The sequence below is a fragment of the Acidovorax sp. MR-S7 genome, assembly GCF_000400995.2.
GTDB lineage: Bacteria > Pseudomonadota > Gammaproteobacteria > Burkholderiales > Burkholderiaceae_C > MR-S7.
On record NZ_DF238962.1, the window covers coordinates 1 to 17,893 of the forward strand.

Consider the following 17,893-nt stretch of genomic DNA (forward strand, 5'->3'; position numbering starts at 1 on the left):
GCTGCTGGCCGCCGGCGGCGATGGCGGCGCGCTGCGGCTGGAGGCCGCTGCCGCGCGCATCGCGCTCGAATGGGTGCTGGCCTCGCGCCACGCCACCGATGTGCTGTTCGACCCCGGCGTGCGCGCCAGCACGGACCTGCTGGCCGTGGTGCAGGGCTTCCACCCAGACCCGCTGGCACAGGCGCTGCTGGCGCACTGGGGCGACGCGGGCCTGGCCGTTGCGCTGCCCGCGCCCGCGGTGCATGGCCGCGCCGCGCTGCACACCGCCGCCGACGCGGAAGACGAGGCCCAGCGCGCCGCCGCCTGCGTGCTGGCCCACCTGGCCCAGGGCCGCGCGCCCGTGGCGCTGGCGGCCACCGACCGCGCGCTCACACGGCGCATCAGCGCGCTGCTGGACGGCGCGGGCGTGCCCGTGCACGACGAGAACGGCTGGACGCTGTCCACCACGCGCGCCGGGGCGCAGCTCATGGCCCTGCTGCGCGCCTGCACCTGGGACGCGCCGGCCGACGCCGTGCTCGACGCGCTCAAGCAGCTGCCCGCCGTGGAGGCCGCCGCGCTGCGCGCGCTGGAGCACGGGCTGCGCCGTGCCGGCCTGCGCCAGTGGAGCGCGGCCGTGGCCGCGCTGCAGGGCCGCGCCAGCCAGGCCCAGGCCGCTGCGCTCGCGGCGCAGATGGAGGCCTGGCGCGCGCCGCTGCGCGCCGCGCGGCCGCTGGCGCAGTGGCTCCAGGCGCTGCGCGAGCTGCTGCAGCAGACCGGCCTGTGGGACGCGCTGGCGCACGACAGCGCCGGCGAGCACGTGCTGGCAGAACTGCGCCTGCCCCAGGGCCTGGAGGCCGACCTGGAGGCGCTCGATGGCGCGGGACGCCGCCTGGCGCTGGCCGAATTCACCCGCTGGGTCGACGCGGTGCTGGAGACGGGCCGCTACCGCCCCGAATACCTGGCCGGCGCTCCCGTGACCGTGCTGCCGCTGCCGCAGCTGCTGGCGCGCCCCTTCGCTGCGCTGGTCCTGCCCGGCTGCGACGAAAAGCGCCTGCAGGCCGCGCCCGAGCCGCCCGGCGTGTGGACCGCCGCGCAGCGCACGGCCCTGGGCCTGCCCACGCGCGAACAGCTCGCCGTGGTCCAGCGCGCCGCCTGGGCCCATGCGCTCGGCACGCCGTGGGTGGACATCCTCTGGCGCGCGGGCGACGAGGGCGGCGAGCCGCTGCTCGCCAGCCCCCTGGTGCTGGCGCTGCGGCTCGATGGCGCCGCCGCCCCGGGCGGCGATGCGCGCGCCGCGCGCGCCATCGCCCCCGCGCCCGTGCCGCGCCCGCTGCCCGTGGGGGCGCAGCTGCCCGTGCCGCGGCTGTCCTCCTCGGCCTATGCGGACCTGCGCCACTGCCCCTATCGCTTCTTCGCGCTGCGCCAGCTGCGGCTGCAGGAAGAGGAGGAACTGGACGCGCAGATCGACAAGCGCGACTTCGGCACCTGGCTGCACGCCGTGCTGCAGCACTTCCACGAGGCATTGCGCGACGCGCCCGGAGCGGACCGCACCGCCCTCATGGACGAGGCCGCCGCGCGCGCCACGCGCGAGCAGCAGCTGCACGCGGGCGATTTCCTGCCCTACGCCAGCGGCTGGCCCCAGCTGCGCGCCGGCTACCTGGACTGGCTCGCCGGGCATGAGGCCACGGGCGCCGCCTTCCAGCGGGCCGAACTGAAGGCCAGCCAGCCGCTCGGCGCGCTGGAACTCGTGGGCACGCTCGACCGCGTGGACCGGGTGGGCGGGGAAGGCGGCACGGCCCTGGTCATCGACTACAAGACCGAGAGCGACGCCGCCACGCGCCGCCGCATCCAGGCGGGCGGCGAGGACACGCAGCTCGCCTTCTACGCCGCGCTCATGGGGGACGACCACCTGCGCGCCGCCTACGTCAACGTGGGCGAACGCGGCGACACCCGCCTGCACGAGCAGGACGACGTGGTGCTGCTGCGCGACCAGCTCGTCGAAGGCATCGTGCACGACATGGCCCGCATCGCCGAAGGCGCGCCGCTGCCCGCGCTGGGCGAGGGCGCGGTGTGCGACTGGTGCGCCGCGCGCGGACTGTGCCGCAAGGACTTCTGGGAATGAACACGCCCGCCTACGAACACAACGGCCAGCCCGTCGCGCGCGAGGCCTTCTACGCCATCGCCTGCGACCCGCGCCGCAGCGTGGCCGTGGAGGCCTGCGCCGGCGCGGGCAAGACGTGGATGCTGGTATCGCGCATGCTGCGCGCGCTGCTGGAGGGCAGCGCGCCGCACGAGATCCTGGCCATCACCTTCACCAAGAAGGCCGCGGGCGAGATGCGCCAGCGCCTGCAGGAGTGGCTGCAGGAGTTTTCCGGGAAGCCGCTGCCTGATCTGGAAAAAGAGCTGATTGCAAGGGGAGTCAGCCTCCAGGCCGCACGAGACAAGCGCGAGCAGCTACAAAATTTGTACCGCCAGACGCTGGAGGCGGGCCGCCCCGTGCAGATCCGCACCTTCCACAGCTGGTTCGCCGCGCTGCTGTCCACCGCGCCGCTCGCGGTGCTGGAGCAGCAGGGCCTGCCTGCCCACTACGAGCTGCTGGAAGACGACGCCGAGGCCGTGCGCGAGGTCTGGCGCCCCTACCTGCAAGCCGTGGCGGACAGCCCCCTGCTCCGCGCCGCCTACGAGGAATGCGTGGCGCGCCATGGCCGCTCGCAGACGCACAAGGCGCTCGAAGGCGCGCTGGCCAAGCGCGTGGAATTCACGCTGGCCGACGAGGCAGGCGTGGTCGACGCATCGGTGGAGCCGGTGGAGGCGCTGTTTCCCGACCTGGCGGGCGAGGGTAGCCCGCTGCAGGCCCTGGTGCTGCGCGAGCGCGAGGCCCTGCTGGCCGCCGCGCTGGCCCTGGGCCGCGCCAGCGCGCGCACCTATTCGGACAAGGGTGTGGCGCTGGAGATGGCCGTGACGGCGCAGGACGGCGACGGCGTGGCCGCCGCCCTGCTCACGCAGAAGGGCGAGCCGCGCAAGTTCAACGACAAGCTGGCCGGCATCGAGCAGGTGCGCCACGCCCAGGCACTGTGCGAGCGCGCCCTGGCCGCGCGCCGCCAGCACGAGGCCTGGCAGCACCAGCGGCGCATGGCGCTGCTGGCGCGCGCGCTCATCGCGCAGTTCGCCCAGCTCAAGCGCGAGCGCGGCTGGGTGGACATGAACGACGTGGAGCGCACGGCGCTGGTCATGCTGTCCGACCCCGTGCTCAGCGGCTGGGTGCAGGAGCGCCTGGACACGCGCGTGCGCCACCTGCTGGTCGATGAGTTCCAGGACACCAACCCGCTGCAGTGGCAGGCGCTGCATGCCTGGCTCTCGGGCTACGCGGGCACGGGAGGCGGCCAGCAGGCGCCCAGCGTGTTCATCGTGGGCGACCCCAAGCAGAGCATCTACCGCTTCCGCCGCGCCGAGCCGCAGGTCTTCCTGGCCGCGCAGGCGTTCGTGCGCGAGGGGCTGGGGGGCGACCTGCTCGCCTGCGACCACACGCGGCGCAACGCCACCGGCGTGATCGACGCCGTCAACCACGCCATGCTGGCCGCGCAGGCGCAAGGCGAATACGCGGGCTTTCGCGCGCACACCACCGAATCCGCCGACGCGGGCCGCCTGCTGTGCCTGCCCGCCATCACCGCTGACGACGGCGGCGGCGCGCCACCGCAGGACGCGCCCCCGGCCTGGCGCGACAGCCTGACCCAGCCGCGCCACGAGGCCGAGGAAACCCTGCGCATGCGCGAATGCGCCCAGGCCGCGCAATGGGTCGCCGCGCAGATTGCCGCCGGCGTGCCCGCGCGCGAGATCATGGTGCTCGCACGCAAGCGCGACCGCCTCGCCGCGCTGCAGGACGCGCTGCGCGCCCAGCACATCCCCTGCGTGCAGCCCGAGAAGGCCGAACTGGGCGATGCGCCCGAGGTGCGCGACGTCGTCGCGCTGCTGGACGCGCTGGTCTCCCCGGGGCACGACCTGTCGCTGGCGCGTGCGCTCAAGTCGCCCCTGTTCGGCGTGGATGATGCAGCGCTGGTGCAGCTCGCCCTGCTGCGCCGCCACCATGAAAACGCCAGCTGGTTCGATTTGCTGCTGCAAAAAAGAGAGCTGCTGCCGCTTGCCCTGCAAGCGCTGGGGCCCGATTTGATGCAATACCAGCAATGGGTGGCCGCCTGGCCGCCGCACGATGCGCTGCACGCCATCTACCGCCACCGCGACGTGCTCGCGCGCTATGCCGCCGCCGCGCCCGCCACGCAGCGAGGCGGCGTGCTGGCCAACCTGCGCGCGCTGCTGGCCGCCGCGCTGCAGCAGGGCGGCGGGCGCTACCTCACGCCCTATGCCTTCGTGCGCGCCATGAAGCGCCCCGGCACCCATGCCCCCGGCCGGGTCGACGCGCAGGCCGTGCGCCTGCTCACCATCCACGGCGCCAAGGGGCTGGAGGCGCACAGCGTGCTGCTGCTGGACACCGACGCCCGCGCCCAGAAGGCCGAGACCATGGGCGCGCTGGTGGACTGGCCGGGCGAGCGGCCCGTGCCGCGCCGCTTCGTCTTCCTGGCCAGCGAATCCAGCCCGCCGCCCAGCGCGGCCGAGGTGCTGGCCCTGGAGCAGGCCGAGCGCCAGCGCGAGGAGCTCAATACCCTCTACGTGGCGATGACGCGCGCCAAGCACTGCCTGGCCCTGTCCTGCGTGCAGGCGGCCTCTTCGTCGCCGGGCAGCTGGTGGAACCGGCTCGCCCCCGGCATGCAGGCTGCTCCCGCGCCCACGGCGGGCGATGCCCCGGCCGACCGCGCCGCAGCGGCCGAGCTGGCCGAGCTGCCGCCTTATGCCGCGCCGGACAGGCCCGTGGCGCCCGACCCGCAAGACATCTCCACCCCCGGGACGCGCCTGGGCGAGGCCATGCACCAGCTGCTGGAGCAGGCCGGCGTGGCCGGCGCGCCGCTGGCGGCCCTGCGCGCGCAGGGCTGGCCAGAGCGGCGGCTGGCGCAACTGGCCCGCGACTTCGACATCGCGCCGCAGGCCGCGCGGCATGCGGCCGTCCTCGCGCAGCGCGTGCTGCAGGGGGAGGGCGCCTGGGCGTGGGACGCGGCGCAGGTGGAGCGGGCGTTCAACGAAGCGCCGCTGGTGCACCAGGGCCAGCGCCTGCGGCTGGATCGCCTGGTGCGCCGCCGCGCGCAGGCGGGGCGGCCGGCCGCGTGGTGGGTGCTGGACTACAAGAGCGCGGCGCGGCCAGAAAGCCAGCCGCAGCTGCAGGCGCAGTTGCGGCAGTACCGTGCCGCGGTGCGGGGGATGGTGCCGGGGGAGTCGGTGTTCGCGGCGTTTCTGACGGGGGACGGGCGGATGGTGGTGGTGGATGACGAGGCGCAGGGGGAGTTGTTCTGAACGCTGGCCCAGAACCCTTCAGCCCGCATGTGCCCTGGGTACCATCGCCCGTTCCCGTGCAATGCAAAGACTTCCCATGACCGATTCCCTCTCCTGCGACATCGCCGTCATCGGCGCCGGCCCCGCGGGCCTGATGGCCGCCGAAGCCGCCGCCAGCGCAAGCCTGCGCGTGCACGTGTTCGACGCCATGCCCTCCGTGGGCCGCAAGTTCCTGCTGGCGGGCAAGGGCGGGCTCAACCTCACGCACTCCGAGCCGCCCGCGTCCTTCCTCACGCGCTACGGCGCGCGGCAGGAGGCGCTGGCGCCCTGGCTGAGCGCCTTCGGCGCCACGGAGCTGCGCGCTTGGGCCGATGCGCTGGGGGCCGAGACCTTCGTGGGCACGTCCGGCCGCGTGTTCCCGAAGGACATGAAGGCCGCGCCGCTGCTGCGCGCCTGGCTGCACCGGCTGCGCGCGCAGGGCGTGCGCTTCCACATGCGCCACCGCTGGCTGGGCTGGACGGACGAGGGCGGCCTGCACTTCGCCACGACGCAGGGCGAGGCGGCGGCGCAGGCGCGCGCCGTGGTGCTGGCGCTGGGCGGCGGCAGCTGGGCGCGTCTGGGCTCCGACGGTGCCTGGGTGCCCTTGCTCGCGCAGCGCGGCGTGCCCGTGGCGCCCTTGCTGCCCGCCAACTGCGGCTTCGACGTGCCGCGCGTGGACGCGCCGGCGGGCGAGACCCGGCGCGACTTCTTCCGCGAGCTGATCGGGCGCGGCCCCGCGCCGGCCGTGGGCTGGACGCCGTTCTTCGCCGAGCGCTTCGCGGGCCGGCCCTTCAAGCCGGTGGCCTTGTCCTTCACCGACAGCCAGGGCCGCCACTTCGCGCGGCGCGGCGAGTTCGTCGCCACGGCCACGGGCGTGGAGGGCAGCCTGGTCTACGCCGTCTCCAGCCTGCTGCGGGGCGAGATCGAAGCGCACGGCCATGCCACCTTCCACCTGGACCTGCTGCCCGACCATTCGCCCGAGCGCGTGCTGGCCGAGGTGCGCCACCCGCGCGGCGCGCGCAGCCTGACCAGCCACCTCAAGGGCCGGCTGGGGCTGGAAGGGATCAAGACGGCCGTGCTGTACGAGCAGCTGGGCAAGGACGGCATGCACGACCCCGTGGCCCTGGCGCACGCGATCAAGGCGCTGCCCATCACCGTGGTGGCGTCCCGGCCGCTGGACGAGGCCATCAGCACCGCCGGCGGCGTGCCTTTCGAAGCGCTGGACGAGCGGCTCATGCTGCGCGACCTGCCCGGCGTGTTCTGCGCGGGCGAGATGCTGGACTGGGAGGCCCCCACCGGCGGCTACCTGCTCACCGCCTGCTGCGCCACGGGCCGGGCGGCCGGGGAGGGTGCGGCGGGCTGGGCTCAGAACTTGGTGCGGTAGTAGACCATGGGCCCGCCGCCGCGCGCGCGCAGCACCAGGCGCGAATGGCCTTCCAGCTGCACGCCGATGGCGCCGAACTCGGGCACGAGGCCGCGCGTGCGCGAGGTCTTCCACTGCACCTCCAGCCGCGTGCCGTAGCTGGCCTGCTCGCGGTGCCAGATCATGCCCATGGCGTCGGGCTCCTGGCCGGGCCGGACCGCACGGGCCCAGGCGGACATGTCCAGGTGGCGGCCGCTGCCCAGCGGCGCGCGCCAGCGCACGCCGATGTCGGTGCCCCACGGAGCCATGGCCGTGGTGTGCGGCCGCAGGTCGGCCTGGGTGGGCAGCGCCATGCCGAACGTGAAGCCGAGGCTGCCGGCGCGGCCGGGGCGCATCCAGCGCGTGACGTCCAGCCGCAGGGATTCGCCCATCGTGTCCAGGGGCGGGGCGCTGCCGGAGATTTCCAGGGGCGGCAGCGCCTGGGAGGGCATGGCGTCGTTGGCGGCCATGGCCGCGGCTGCCATCGCCGTATCGGCCAGCGACGTTTCGGCCATGGCCTGGCACAGGGAACTGCCGGCCAGCAGACAGGCCAGGCACAAGCGGCAGGTGCGTGTCCGTGCTGTTGCGAGCGGTGGCATGGCGTCACTCCTGGCGTGAAGGGCGGTCGATGCCTTTCAGTGTGAGAGCGCGCGGATTTTGCGGAGTTCCAGCCAGGCGCTTTGGTTTGTAGGACGCCACCGCGGCGAGGGCTCCTCGGGGAATTGATCCAGATCAGGTTCGGTTCGGAAGCCGCGATATTTCGTTATATTTGAATATATATTGCGAAAGGTAAAGCAGGGCGGCGCCATCGCACGGCCAGGCGGTGGCGCTTGTTTTTGTCTATCGCTATATAAGATTTTCTATAGCGAATCAAGGAGATGAGATGGCAGCGAGGGTATCGGCGGTGAAATGGGCGCACAGGCACGGCGGGGCCGGCCCGGTGCTGTTGGCGCTGGGGCTGTCCGCGGGCGCGGCACAGGCCGCGGACGGGGTCTTCGAGCTGGGCACGGTGACGGTGGTGGGCGCCCCGGTGCCCGGCCGCGCGCCCGGCGAGGCCGTGCTGGGCCAGGAGGAGATCGCGCGCAACAACGCCGATACCGTGTCCGAGGCGGTGCGGCTGCTGCCCGGCGTGAACCTCTCGCGCGTGGGTGCGCGCAACGAGGAGATGATCTACCTGCGCGGCTTCGATTCGCGCCAGGTGCCGGTCTACGTGGACGGCGTGCCGCTCTACGTGCCCTACGACGGCTACGTGGACTTCAGCCGCTTCACCACCTTCGACCTGGCCGAGATCCGCGTCGCCAAGGCCGATGCCTCGCTGCTCTATGGCCTGAACACGCTGGGCGGGGCGATCAACCTCGTCACGCGCAAGCCGGTCAAGCCGTTCGAGGGCGACGTGCGTCTGGGCTTCGGCGTCGGGCAGACGCGCAAGGCGGCGGTCAACCTGGGCGGCAACCTGGGCGCTTGGTACTACCAGCTCGGCGCCTCGTTCCTGGACGCCGACAGCTTTCCGCTGCCCAAGGGCTTCAAGGACTACAAGCGGCAGCCCACCGACACCGGCAGCCGCCGCGAGAACGCCTACCGCACGGACGAGCGCCTGTCGTTCAAGCTGGGCCTGACGCCCAATGCCACCGACGAATACGCGCTCGGCTACGTGCGCCAGGAGGGCGAGAAGGGCAACCCGGTCTACACCGGCCAGTCCGCGCAGCGCAACGCCGTGCGCTACTGGCGCTGGCCGTACTGGGACAAGGACAGCGTCTACTTCCTGAGCACCACGCGCATTGGCGCGGACAACGTGCTCAAGACGCGCCTGTACCACGACACCTACGAGAACGGGCTGGACATCTACGGCGACGCCACCTACACCCGCCACGACCCCACCAGCGCCTACAAGGACACGAGCAAGGGCGCGACCATCGAGTGGGCCAATTACAGCCTGCGCCACCACGAGCTGCGCTTCGCCGCGCACTACAAGGTCGACGAGCACGACGACGCCGGCCAGTTCTACCGCGACGTGACCACCTCGCTGGTGGCCGAGGACACCATCGCCCTGGGCGACCGCTGGCGCCTGAACCTGGGCGTGAGCCACGAGAAGCGCGATGCCAAGGAGGTCTACTACTGGCCCAAGGGTTCGGCCGACGCCACCAACGGCCTGGCCAAGCTGAGCTACGCGCTCACGCAGCAGGGCGACGAGGTGTACGCCGTCGTCTCGCACAAGACGCGCTTTCCCACCATCAAGGACCGCTACTCCGCCCGCATGGGCCGCGCGCTGCCCAACCCCGACCTCCAGCCCGAGAACGCCAACCACTTCGAGCTGGGCGTGAGCGGCCAGCCCTGGGCGGGCGGCAAGGGCCAGGCGGCCGTGTTCTACAGCCGCGTGAATGACCAGATCCAGACCGTGGTGGTGCCCTCCGGCGCCTGCGGTGGCACCACCTGCGACCAGGCGCAGAACGTGGGCCGCACGCGCAACCTGGGGCTGGAGCTGTCGCTGGCGCAGCAGCTCTCGGCCCAGTGGAGCGCGAACGCCAGCTACACCTACCTGAATCGCACCAACCTCAGCGACCGCCGCGTGACGCTCGTCGATACGCCGCGCCACCGCCTGTTCGCCGCCGTCAGCTGGCTGCCCGGCGCGCAGTGGGAGCTGCGCGCCACGCTGGAGGCCGAACAGGGCCGCAGCGTGAACTTCGACGGCGCCTACCGCCAGCTGGGCGGCTTCGGCACTGCCGGGCTCAAGGCGATCTACAGGCCCGCGAAGGACGTTGCGGTGGACTTCGGCGTGAACAACCTGGCCGACAAGTGGTACGAGCTGGCCGACGGCCATCCCATGCCCGGCCGCTTCTGGTACGTCAATGGCACCTACCGTTTCTGATCTCGCGGCCGTCGTCTACTCCGGCGACATGGCCCACGGCGACGCGGCCGACGCGCTGGTGCGGGACTTCTGCCAGGGCCTGCAGCGCGCCGGCTGGCGCGTGGGCGGGCTGGTGCAGCGGCGCCTGCCGGCCCCGGGCGGCGGCAAGCCGCTGCTGGAGCTGGAGGACGTGCGCACGGGCCAGGTCTTTCCCATCTCGCAGAGGCTCGGGGCGCTCTCGCGCGCCTGCAGCCTCGACACCGGCGGCGTCGCCCAGGCCAGCGGCGTGCTGCGGCAGGCGCTGGCCGACGGGGTGCACCTGGCGGTGACCAACCGCTTCGGCGAGCTGGAGGCCACGGGCGGCGGATTCGCGGCCGAGATCGCGGCGCTGGCGGGCGGGGGCATTCCCGTGCTCACCGTGATCGCCCACAAGCACGTCGATGCCTGGCGCCGCTTCACGGGCGGCCTGGGCGAGGAGCTGCCCGCACGCCCGGCCGCGCTGCGCGACTGGTTCACGCTGGCCGCAGGGCGCGAGGTGCCTGCATGACGCTGCGTGCCATGCGCCGCCGCCTGCTGCTGCAGTTGCCGCTGGCGCTCGCCGCCGCGCGGGCGCAGGCGCGCGGGCAGGCGCCCGGCGGGCAGGACGTGGTCGTCGCGCGCTTCGGCACGCTGCCCGCGCCCGAACGGGTGCGCAAGGTGTTCGCGGCGGGGCCGCCCGCCGGCGTGCTGGTGGCGGCGCTCGCGCCCGGCAAGCTCGTCGGCTGGCCGCTCACGCTCGGCGACGAGGCGCGCGCGCTGCTCGGCCCGCCGCTGCGCGCGCTGCCGCACACGGGGCGCCTGTCGGGCCGCGGCAGCACGGTGCCGCTCGAATCGCTGCTGCAGTGGGCGCCCGACCTGGTGCTGGACGCGGGCACGGCCGATGCCACCTATGTCTCCGGCGCGCGCCGCGTGAGCGAGCAGACCGGCCTGCCCACGGTGCTGATCCAGGGCCGCATCGCCGACCATGCCGCGCAGCTGCGCACGGTGGGCCGCCTGCTGGGCGCGGCCGGGCGCGGCGAGCAACTGGCCGCCGAGGCCGAGGCGGCCATCGCCCTGGCCGGCCGGGTGCGCGCCAGCGTGCCGCCGGCCGAACGCCCGCGCGTCTACTACGGGCGCGGCACGGACGGGCTGGAGACGGGCCTGTCTGGCGCCATCAACGTGGAGCTGCTGGACTTCTGCGCGGGCCGCAACGTGGCGGCCGAGGCAGGGCGGGGCTCGCTCGCGCGCGTGTCGCTGGAACAGCTCCTGCTGTGGGACCCCGAGGTCATCGTCACGCAGGATGCGGCCTTCGCGCGCCGCGTGCTCTCCGACCCGCTGTGGCGCGGCATCGCCGCCGTGCGCGAGCGGCGGGTGCACTGCGCGCCCGCGCTGCCCTTCGGCTGGCTGGACGGGCCGCCCGGCGTCAACCGCCTGATCGGCGTGCGCTGGCTGCTGGAGCGCCTGCACCCGGGCCACCCGGCGCTGCGCGCGCTGGAGCCTTTCCCCGAGGCCGTGCGGCGCTTCCACCAGTCGTTCTACGGCGCCAGCCTGGCGCCGCAGGAGGTGCGAAGGCTGCTCGATGGAATATGAGCCAAATCGGGCTCCAGCGCTTTCTGGTCAAGCGCAAGCAGCTCCTGTTTCAATAGCGATGCCGCTGCGCTGGCTGCTGGCCGTGGGGATGCTCGCGGCCGTGGTGCTGGTGGCCTTCGCCTCGGGCAAGTTTCCCGTTGCGCCGGGCGAGCTGTGGCGCGCCGTGGCCGCGCGCCTCATGGGGGCCGAATCAGGCCTGCCTGCCGCCGTGGAGACGGTGGTGTGGAGCATTCGCCTGCCGCGTGTGGCTGCCGGGCTGCTGGTGGGCGCGGCGCTGGCGGCGGCGGGCGCCACCTACCAGGGCATGTTCCGCAACCCGCTGGTCTCGCCCGACATCCTGGGCGTGTCGGCCGGCGCCGGGCTGGGCGCGGTGGCGGCCATCTACGCGGGCCTGCCCATCGTGGCGGTGCAGGCGCTGGCCTTCGTGGGCGGGCTGCTGGCCGTCGGGGTGGTGCTGGCGGTGGCGGGCCTGGTGCGGCTGCACGACCCGGTGCTGGTGCTGGTGCTCGCGGGCGTGGCCGTGGGCGCGCTGCTGGGCGCGGGCATCTCGCTGGTCAAGATCCTGGCCGACCCGATGGCGCAGCTGCCCACCATCACCTTCTGGCTGCTGGGCGGGCTGAACGCCGTCACCGCCGCCGACCTGCTGGCCACCGCGCCCGCGCTGCTCGCGGGGCTGGTGCCCATGGCGCTGCTGCGCTGGCGCATCAACCTGCTGGGCCTGCCCGATGAAGAAGCGCTGGCGCTGGGCGTGGCCGTGGGCCGCCTGCGCCTGGTGCTGGTGGCCGCGGCCACGCTGGCCACGGCGGCGGCGGTGTCGCTCACCGGCATCATCGGCTGGGTGGGGCTGGTGGTGCCGCACGTGGCGCGGCTGCTGGTGGGGCCGGAGTTCTCGCGGCTGCTGCCCGCGTCGCTGCTGCTGGGCGGGGGCTTCCTGGTGGCGACGGACACGCTGGCGCGCACCGTGGCGCCGATTGAGGTGCCGCTGGGCATCCTCACCGCGCTGGTGGGCGCGCCGTTCTTCCTGTTCCTGCTGGCCCGCCCGGGGAGGCAGGAATGAGCGCGGTGCTGCAGGCGCAGGCCCTCTCCATCGGCCACGGCCGGCGCTGCGTGGCGCAGGGGCTGGCCTTCGCGCTGGCGCCCGGCGAGGTGCTGTGCCTGCTGGGCGCCAACGGCTGCGGCAAGACCACGCTGCTGCGCACGCTGCTCGGCCTGCTGCCGCCGCTGGCGGGCGAGGTGCGCTGCAGCGGGCAGAGCGTGGCCGCCTGGCCCCGCGCGGCCTTCGCGCGGCACGTGGGCTACGTGCCGCAGGCGCACGCGGGCCTGTTCCCCTTCACCGTGGAAGACGTGGTGCTCATGGGCCGCGCCGCGCGCGTGGGGCGCTTTTCCGCGCCGGGCGCGTCGGACCGGCAGGTCGCGCGGCACTGCCTGGAGATGCTCGGCATCGCCCACCTGCGCGCCAGCAGTTACACGGCCATCAGCGGCGGCGAGCGGCAGCTCGCCCTCATCGCCCGCGCGCTGGCGCAGGAGCCCGCGCTGCTGGTGATGGACGAGCCCACGGCCAGCCTGGACTTCGGCAACCAGATCCGCGTGCTGGAGCACATCGAACGCCTGCGCGCGGGCGGCATGGCCGTGCTCATGACCACGCACCAGCCCGAGCACGCGCTGCGCGTCGCCGACCGCATCGCGCTGCTGGGCGGCGGGCGGCTCGTGGCCATCGGCACGCCCCGCGCCACGGCCACGCCGGCGGCGCTCGCCGCGCTCTATGGCGTGAGCGAGGGCGCCGTGGCCGCCTCCCTTTCGCCGTTTCTTCACCGGATGACCGCATGACCATCGAAGCCATCGACTTCGGCCGCCTCTACCGCGACCACCTCGCCATCGCTGCGCGCACGCGCAAGACCGCCGCGGCCTGGGACGCGCGCGCCGCCGGCATGGCCGCCCGCGCGCTGCACAGCCGCTATGTCGACGCATTCGTCGCGTGCATGGACCTCGCGGGGGCCGAGTCGCTGCTCGACGTGGGCTGCGGCCCCGGCACCATCGCGCTGGCCGTGGCCGGGCGGCTGCAGCGCGTGGTGGGGCTGGACTACAGCCGGGCCATGCTTGACGCGATGCAGGCCCAGGCGGCTGCGCGCGGCCTGGCCCACGTCGAGACCCTGCACCGCGCCTGGGAGGACGACTGGAGCGACGTGCCCGTGTGCGACATCGTGGTCGCCTCGCGCTCCACCCAGGTGGACGACATCGCCGCCGCGCTCGCCAGGCTGCATGCCCAGGCGCGCCGGCGCGTCTATCTCACGCACCTGGTGGGCGGGCACTTCACCGACCCGGCCATCCAGGACGCCATCGGCCGGCGCGTGCCCACCGTGCCCGACTACATCTACGTCGTGAACATCCTGCACCGCATGGGCATCCACCCGCGGCTGGACTACCTCGCGCAGGAAAGCCGGCTGGCCGACGCGCAGGGTTTCGACGACTTCGCGCGCCGCGTGGCCTGGTCGGTGGGCGAGCTGAGCGTGGCGGAAACCGCGCGCCTGCTGGCCTGGTACGAACGCGCCACGCCCGCCCAGCGCGCGGGCGAGCCCATGCGCTGGGCCTTCATCTCCTGGGAGAAAACGCCATGCTGAACGCCGAGTCCGACAGCCTGCTGGCCGAGCTGCACGCCGACGTGCTGGACGCGCTGGGCACCAGCGCCGTGGAACACCTGCGCATCGCGCGCGCCGTGCTGGGCATCTTCTTCACCGGCGTGCAGCTCGACAACGGCGTGGGCGGCCTGTGCGCCACGCCCGTCAAGAGCGTGCCCGAGGCGGTGTGCTGCCCCAGCTCGGCGCGGGCCATGCCCGTGCCCGGCCGCATCGCGGGGCGCAGCGCGGCCGAGGTGCTGCGGGACCTGTACCGCCCGCAGGACCTGCGCCGGGCGCTGGCCATCGCCACGCTCAACGCGCTGGCCGAAACGCTGTGGCGGCGCGATGGCCCGCCGCCCGGCGCGCGGGTGGCGGCGGGCGACGTGTTCGACGCGCTCGCCATCGCGCCTGGCCAGCGCGTGGCGCTGGTGGGCGCCTTCCCGCCGTACCTGCGCGCGCTGCGGCGCAGCGGCCAGCCCTTCCACGTGCTCGAACTCGACCCCGCCACGCTCAAGCCCGAGGAGCTGCCGTTCTTCGCGCCCGCCGAGCGCGCGCCCGAGGTCGTGGCCGAGGCCGACGTGCTCATCACCACCGGGACCACCCTGGTCAACGGCACGCTCGACGGTCTGCTGCGCCACCTGCGCCGCGGCGCACAGGCGGCCGTGGTCGGCCCCACGGCCACGCTGCGCGCCGCGCCCTTCGCACGCCGGGGCGTCACCGTGGTGGGCGGCACGCGCGTGCATGCGTCCGCCGAACTGCTCGGCCTGCTGGCCGAGGGCGGCTCGGGCTACCACTTCTTCGGCCAATCGGTGGAACGCATTTGTCTTTGCTTGTGAAAGGAATCCCCATGCGACGTTGTTTCCTGGCCTGCCTGGCCTTCCTTCTGGCCGCGAACGCCTGGGCGGCCGACACCCTGCTGGTCGCCGCCGGTGCCGGCTACCGCCGGCCGGTGACGCAGTTGCTGGAGGAGTTCACGAAGACCACCGGCATCCGCGCCGAGGCCAGCTTCGGCAACATGAAGCAGGTGGAGACGCAGGCGCGGCAGAACCCCGACATCGCCCTGATGATCGGCGACCGCGCCTTTCTGGAGCCCATGGGGCTGGCCGAGCGCTTCCAGCACCTGGGCACGGGCAAGCTGGTGCTGGTGGCCGCGCGCGGCCAGGCCCTGGGCGCCATCGCCGACCTGCGCGAGCCGCGCTTCGCGCGCATCGCCATGCCCGACCGCGCGAAGGCCGTCTACGGCAACGCGGCCGCCACCTGCCTGGAGCGCCTGGGCCTCGCGCAGCCGCTGGCCGGGCGGCTGCTGGAGGTGGCCACCGTGCCGCAGGTGGGCGCGTACCTCGCCACGGGCGAGGTGGACGCGGGCTTCGTCAACCGCACCGAGGCGCTGGCGCTCGCGGGCCGCGCGGGCGATGCCATCGATGCGCCAAAGGACTGCTACGACCCCATCGAACTGAGCGTGGGCGTGCTCAGGGGCCGCGCCGACGGGGCCGCCGGGCGCGCCTTCCTCGGCTACCTGGCCTCCCCCGCCGCGCGCAAGCTGCTCGAACGCCACGGGATGTGAATGTTCGGCTGTCCGGGCGCGCCGCTGCCGCTCACCTTCGGGGTGGTGGCATGGAGCATGGGCCTGCTGCTCGTGCTGGGCACGGCGCTGGGCTGGCTGCTGGCGCGCCGGCACTTCGCGGGGCGTGGCCTGCTCGACGCGCTGGTCACGCTGCCGCTGGTCTTTCCGCCCATCGTGCTGGGCTACTTCCTGCTGATGCTGCTGGGGCGCCAGGGCTGGCTCGCGCAGTGGCTGCCGCCCGCGCTGCGGCCCGAGATCGTGTTCACGCAGACGGGGCTGGTGGTCGCCGCCTTCGTCGCCGGGCTGCCGCTCATGGTCAAGCCCGCGCAGGCGGCCTTCGCGGGCATACCGCCGCGCCTGCGCGAGGCGGCGGCGCTGCTCGGGCACCGGCCCTGGAGCGTGTTCTGGCGCATCGACGTGCCGCTGGCCCGCCGCGGCGTGGCGGCCGGGCTGGTGCTGGCCGGCGGGCGCGGGCTGGGCGAGGTGGGTCTGTCGCTCATGCTCGGCGGCAACATCGCCGGGCGCACCGAGACGCTGTCGCTGGCCATCTACAACCACGTCATGGACGGCAACCTGGCCTGTGCCAACGCGCTGTCGCTGCTGCTGGCGGGCATCGCCGCGCTGGCTTTCTTCGTACTACGCCGCTGGGGAGCGCTATGAATTCCGTGTTTTTCGACCATGCCACGATCGACGCCTGGATCGCCGAGGATGCGCCGCTCGTGGACCTGACCACCCATCTGCTCGCCGTGGGCGGCCGGCAGGCGCGCATGCGCTTCACCGCCCGCGGCGAGGCCGTGGCTGCCTGCACCGAGGAGGCCGCGCGCATCGTGCAGCACTGCGGAGGCGCGGTGCAGGCCGTGACCGCCAGCGGCGCGCGCGTGGCGGCGGGCGACGTGCTGCTGGCCGCCACGGGCGATGCGGCCGGCCTGCTGCGCGCCTGGAAGGTGGCGCAGAACCTGCTGGAATATGCCTGCGGCGTGGCCGGCGCCACCGCGCGCATGGTGCGCGCCGTGCAGGCCGCCGCGCCCGGCGTGGCGGTGCTCACCACGCGCAAGCACGCGCCGGGGCTGCGCCGCATCGCGCTCAAGGCCACGCTCGCCGGCGGCGCGTTCCCGCACCGCCTGGGCGTGGGCGAGACGGTGCTGGTGTTCCCCCAGCACCGTGCGCTGCTCGGCGGCTGGGACGGCGTGGCCGGACGCCTGGCCGCCGTGGCGCATGCGCTGGCCGAGAAGAAATGCGTGATCGAGGCCCACTCGCTCGACGACGCCCTGCGCGCCGCGGGCGCGGGGGCGGACGTGGTGCAGTTCGACAAGGCCACGCCCGAAGACCTGCGCGCATGGTGCCCGCCGCTGCGCGAGCGCCATCCGCACCTGCGGCTGCTGGCCGCGGGCGGCATCCACGCGGGCAACGCGGCGGACTACGCCGCCAGCGGCGTGGATGCGCTGGTCACGAGCAGCCTGCACTACGCTCCGCCCGCCGACGTGGGCGTGAGCGTGGAAGCGCTGTAGGCGGCTTCTCTACACTGGCGTCTTTCAGCGAAAGGGGCGGCCATGGCGGCAGAGGAGCAGGGCGGTGGGCGCATCGAATTGCGCGGATCGGTGTGGATGACGGTGGACGGCCGCAGCCTGGGCGGCCCGGGCCGGGTCGAGCTGCTGACGCACATCGCCACGCACGGCTCGATCACCCGGGCGGCCAAGGCCATGGGCATGAGCTACAAGGCCGCGTGGGATGCCATCGACACCATGAACCAGCTCGCCGGCGAGCCACTGGTCGAGCGGCTGGTGGGCGGCAAGGGCGGGGGCGGCACGCGCCTGACCGACCGGGGAATGCGGCTGGTGCGCAGCTTCGGCGTGATCGAGCGCGCGCACCGCCGTTTCGTGGACCAGCTCAGCGCGCAGGCGCAGGGCGTGGCCGATGATTTGCTTTTGATACGGAGGATGGGAATGAGGACGAGCGCACGCAACCAATTCTTTGGCACGGTGTCCCGCGTGACCGCCGGCGCCGTGAACGACGAGATCGCGCTGGAGGTGCCCGGCATGGGCGCGGCCATCGTGGCCATCGTCACGCACGGCAGCGCGGTGGACCTGGGGCTGGTGCCTGGCGCCGAGGCGTTCGCGCTGGTGAAGGCGTCGTCGGTCATCGTGGTGACCGACGACCACGGCGCGCGCTTCTCGGCGCGCAACCGGCTGCAGGGCACGGTCTCGCGCGTGCAGAAGGGCGCCGTGAACACCGAGGTGGTGATCGGCCTGCCGGGCGGCGGCGCGGTGGCCGCCATCGTCACCAACGAGAGCTGCGACGCGCTGGGCCTGGCGCCGGGCGTGGCGGCGTCGGCCCTGTTCAAGGCGTCGAGCGTGATCGTCGGCGTCCCGGCCTGATACGGATTTGCCTTCAACCGTCTAACGTCGTTGGTTCGCCTTGCCGTGCTACAGCACTGTCTGCGGCTTCCCGCCTAGTTATACGGT

At 73.8% G+C, this 17,893-nt stretch carries 15 protein-coding genes; 14 read left to right on the top strand and 1 reads right to left on the bottom strand.

Translation table 11 applies throughout. The features are described 5' to 3' along the window. The 3 genes from AVS7_RS18150 to AVS7_RS18160 form a co-directional block, all read left to right on the top strand. The coding region (locus AVS7_RS18150) for a PD-(D/E)XK nuclease family protein (protein WP_020229477.1) at positions 1–2,101 on the top strand (2,101 nt) is incomplete at its 5' end. Beyond that, complete coding sequence (locus AVS7_RS18155) at positions 2,098–5,379, top strand: exodeoxyribonuclease V subunit beta (protein WP_020229478.1); 3,282 nt, start codon at positions 2,098–2,100, stop codon at positions 5,377–5,379. The genes AVS7_RS18150 and AVS7_RS18155, both read left to right, overlap by 4 nt. A 76-nt stretch (positions 5,380–5,455) precedes the next feature. Next, a complete protein-coding gene (locus AVS7_RS18160; RefSeq protein ID WP_020229479.1) occupies positions 5,456–6,781 on the top strand; it encodes a TIGR03862 family flavoprotein in 1,326 nt (441 codons plus the stop codon). Here the strand turns inward: AVS7_RS18160 and AVS7_RS18165 are convergent. Beyond that, on the bottom strand, positions 6,763–7,398 hold the full coding sequence (locus AVS7_RS18165; protein ID WP_034691159.1) for a hypothetical protein: 636 nt from the start codon (positions 7,396–7,398) through the stop codon (positions 6,763–6,765). The two genes, AVS7_RS18160 and AVS7_RS18165, sit on opposite strands and share 19 nt — an antisense overlap. A gap of 284 nt (positions 7,399–7,682) precedes the next feature. Here AVS7_RS18165 and AVS7_RS18170 point away from each other — a divergent pair, with 284 nt between their 5' ends. The 11 genes from AVS7_RS18170 to AVS7_RS18220 are packed head-to-tail and all read left to right on the top strand — an operon-like array spanning position 7,683 to position 17,806. Next, positions 7,683–9,665: a TonB-dependent siderophore receptor gene (locus AVS7_RS18170; protein WP_024001805.1), complete on the top strand. Its 1,983-nt coding sequence runs from the start codon at positions 7,683–7,685 to the stop codon at positions 9,663–9,665. Beyond that, the gene (locus tag AVS7_RS18175) at positions 9,646–10,191 is read left to right on the top strand and encodes a DUF2478 domain-containing protein (protein WP_024001806.1); all 546 of its coding nucleotides are present in this window, start codon (positions 9,646–9,648) and stop codon (positions 10,189–10,191) included. The genes AVS7_RS18170 and AVS7_RS18175 overlap by 20 nt, the downstream gene beginning before the upstream one ends. After that, positions 10,188–11,252, top strand: coding sequence for an ABC transporter substrate-binding protein (locus AVS7_RS18180; RefSeq protein ID WP_020229483.1), 1,065 nt, complete (start codon positions 10,188–10,190; stop codon positions 11,250–11,252). The genes AVS7_RS18175 and AVS7_RS18180 overlap by 4 nt, the downstream gene beginning before the upstream one ends. A 58-nt stretch (positions 11,253–11,310) precedes the next feature. Further along, entirely contained in the window at positions 11,311–12,309 is a 999-nt protein-coding gene (locus AVS7_RS18185) for an iron ABC transporter permease (protein WP_020229484.1), read from the top strand. Beyond that, entirely contained in the window at positions 12,306–13,079 is a 774-nt protein-coding gene (locus tag AVS7_RS18190) for an ABC transporter ATP-binding protein (protein WP_020229485.1), read from the top strand. The genes AVS7_RS18185 and AVS7_RS18190 overlap by 4 nt, the downstream gene beginning before the upstream one ends. Next, complete coding sequence (locus tag AVS7_RS18195; RefSeq protein WP_020229486.1) at positions 13,076–13,870, top strand: trans-aconitate 2-methyltransferase; 795 nt, start codon at positions 13,076–13,078, stop codon at positions 13,868–13,870. Before AVS7_RS18190 ends, AVS7_RS18195 begins: the two co-directional genes overlap by 4 nt. Continuing rightward, positions 13,864–14,703 carry a DUF364 domain-containing protein gene (locus tag AVS7_RS18200; RefSeq protein WP_020229487.1) on the top strand — a complete coding sequence of 280 codons (840 nt, stop codon included), beginning with the start codon at positions 13,864–13,866 and terminating at the stop codon, positions 14,701–14,703. The genes AVS7_RS18195 and AVS7_RS18200 overlap by 7 nt, the downstream gene beginning before the upstream one ends. 11 nt (positions 14,704–14,714) lie before the next feature. Next, complete coding sequence (gene modA / locus AVS7_RS18205) at positions 14,715–15,431, top strand: molybdate ABC transporter substrate-binding protein (protein WP_020229488.1); 717 nt, start codon at positions 14,715–14,717, stop codon at positions 15,429–15,431. After that, complete coding sequence (gene modB / locus AVS7_RS18210) at positions 15,432–16,091, top strand: molybdate ABC transporter permease subunit (RefSeq protein WP_020229489.1); 660 nt, start codon at positions 15,432–15,434, stop codon at positions 16,089–16,091. It begins immediately after the preceding gene. Next, positions 16,088–16,939, top strand: a complete 852-nt coding sequence (gene modD / locus AVS7_RS18215) for a ModD protein (RefSeq protein ID WP_020229490.1) — start codon at positions 16,088–16,090, stop codon at positions 16,937–16,939. Before modB ends, modD begins: the two co-directional genes overlap by 4 nt. 42 nt (positions 16,940–16,981) lie before the next feature. After that, positions 16,982–17,806 carry a TOBE domain-containing protein gene (locus AVS7_RS18220; RefSeq protein ID WP_020229491.1) on the top strand — a complete coding sequence of 275 codons (825 nt, stop codon included), beginning with the start codon at positions 16,982–16,984 and terminating at the stop codon, positions 17,804–17,806. Positions 17,807–17,893: the final 87 nt, after the last annotated feature.

Coding starts and splice junctions, on each gene's coding strand:
- AVS7_RS18155 (WP_020229478.1), top strand. CDS start 2,098: ATGAACACGCCCGCCTACGAACACAACGGCCAGCCCGTCGCGCGCGAG.
- AVS7_RS18160 (WP_020229479.1), top strand. CDS start 5,456: ATGACCGATTCCCTCTCCTGCGACATCGCCGTCATCGGCGCCGGCCCC.
- AVS7_RS18165 (WP_034691159.1), bottom strand. CDS start 7,398: ATGCCACCGCTCGCAACAGCACGGACACGCACCTGCCGCTTGTGCCTG.
- AVS7_RS18170 (WP_024001805.1), top strand. CDS start 7,683: ATGGCAGCGAGGGTATCGGCGGTGAAATGGGCGCACAGGCACGGCGGG.
- AVS7_RS18175 (WP_024001806.1), top strand. CDS start 9,646: ATGGCACCTACCGTTTCTGATCTCGCGGCCGTCGTCTACTCCGGCGAC.
- AVS7_RS18180 (WP_020229483.1), top strand. CDS start 10,188: ATGACGCTGCGTGCCATGCGCCGCCGCCTGCTGCTGCAGTTGCCGCTG.
- AVS7_RS18185 (WP_020229484.1), top strand. CDS start 11,311: ATGCCGCTGCGCTGGCTGCTGGCCGTGGGGATGCTCGCGGCCGTGGTG.
- AVS7_RS18190 (WP_020229485.1), top strand. CDS start 12,306: ATGAGCGCGGTGCTGCAGGCGCAGGCCCTCTCCATCGGCCACGGCCGG.
- AVS7_RS18195 (WP_020229486.1), top strand. CDS start 13,076: ATGACCATCGAAGCCATCGACTTCGGCCGCCTCTACCGCGACCACCTC.
- AVS7_RS18200 (WP_020229487.1), top strand. CDS start 13,864: ATGCTGAACGCCGAGTCCGACAGCCTGCTGGCCGAGCTGCACGCCGAC.
- modA (WP_020229488.1), top strand. CDS start 14,715: ATGCGACGTTGTTTCCTGGCCTGCCTGGCCTTCCTTCTGGCCGCGAAC.
- modB (WP_020229489.1), top strand. CDS start 15,432: ATGTTCGGCTGTCCGGGCGCGCCGCTGCCGCTCACCTTCGGGGTGGTG.
- modD (WP_020229490.1), top strand. CDS start 16,088: ATGAATTCCGTGTTTTTCGACCATGCCACGATCGACGCCTGGATCGCC.
- AVS7_RS18220 (WP_020229491.1), top strand. CDS start 16,982: ATGGCGGCAGAGGAGCAGGGCGGTGGGCGCATCGAATTGCGCGGATCG.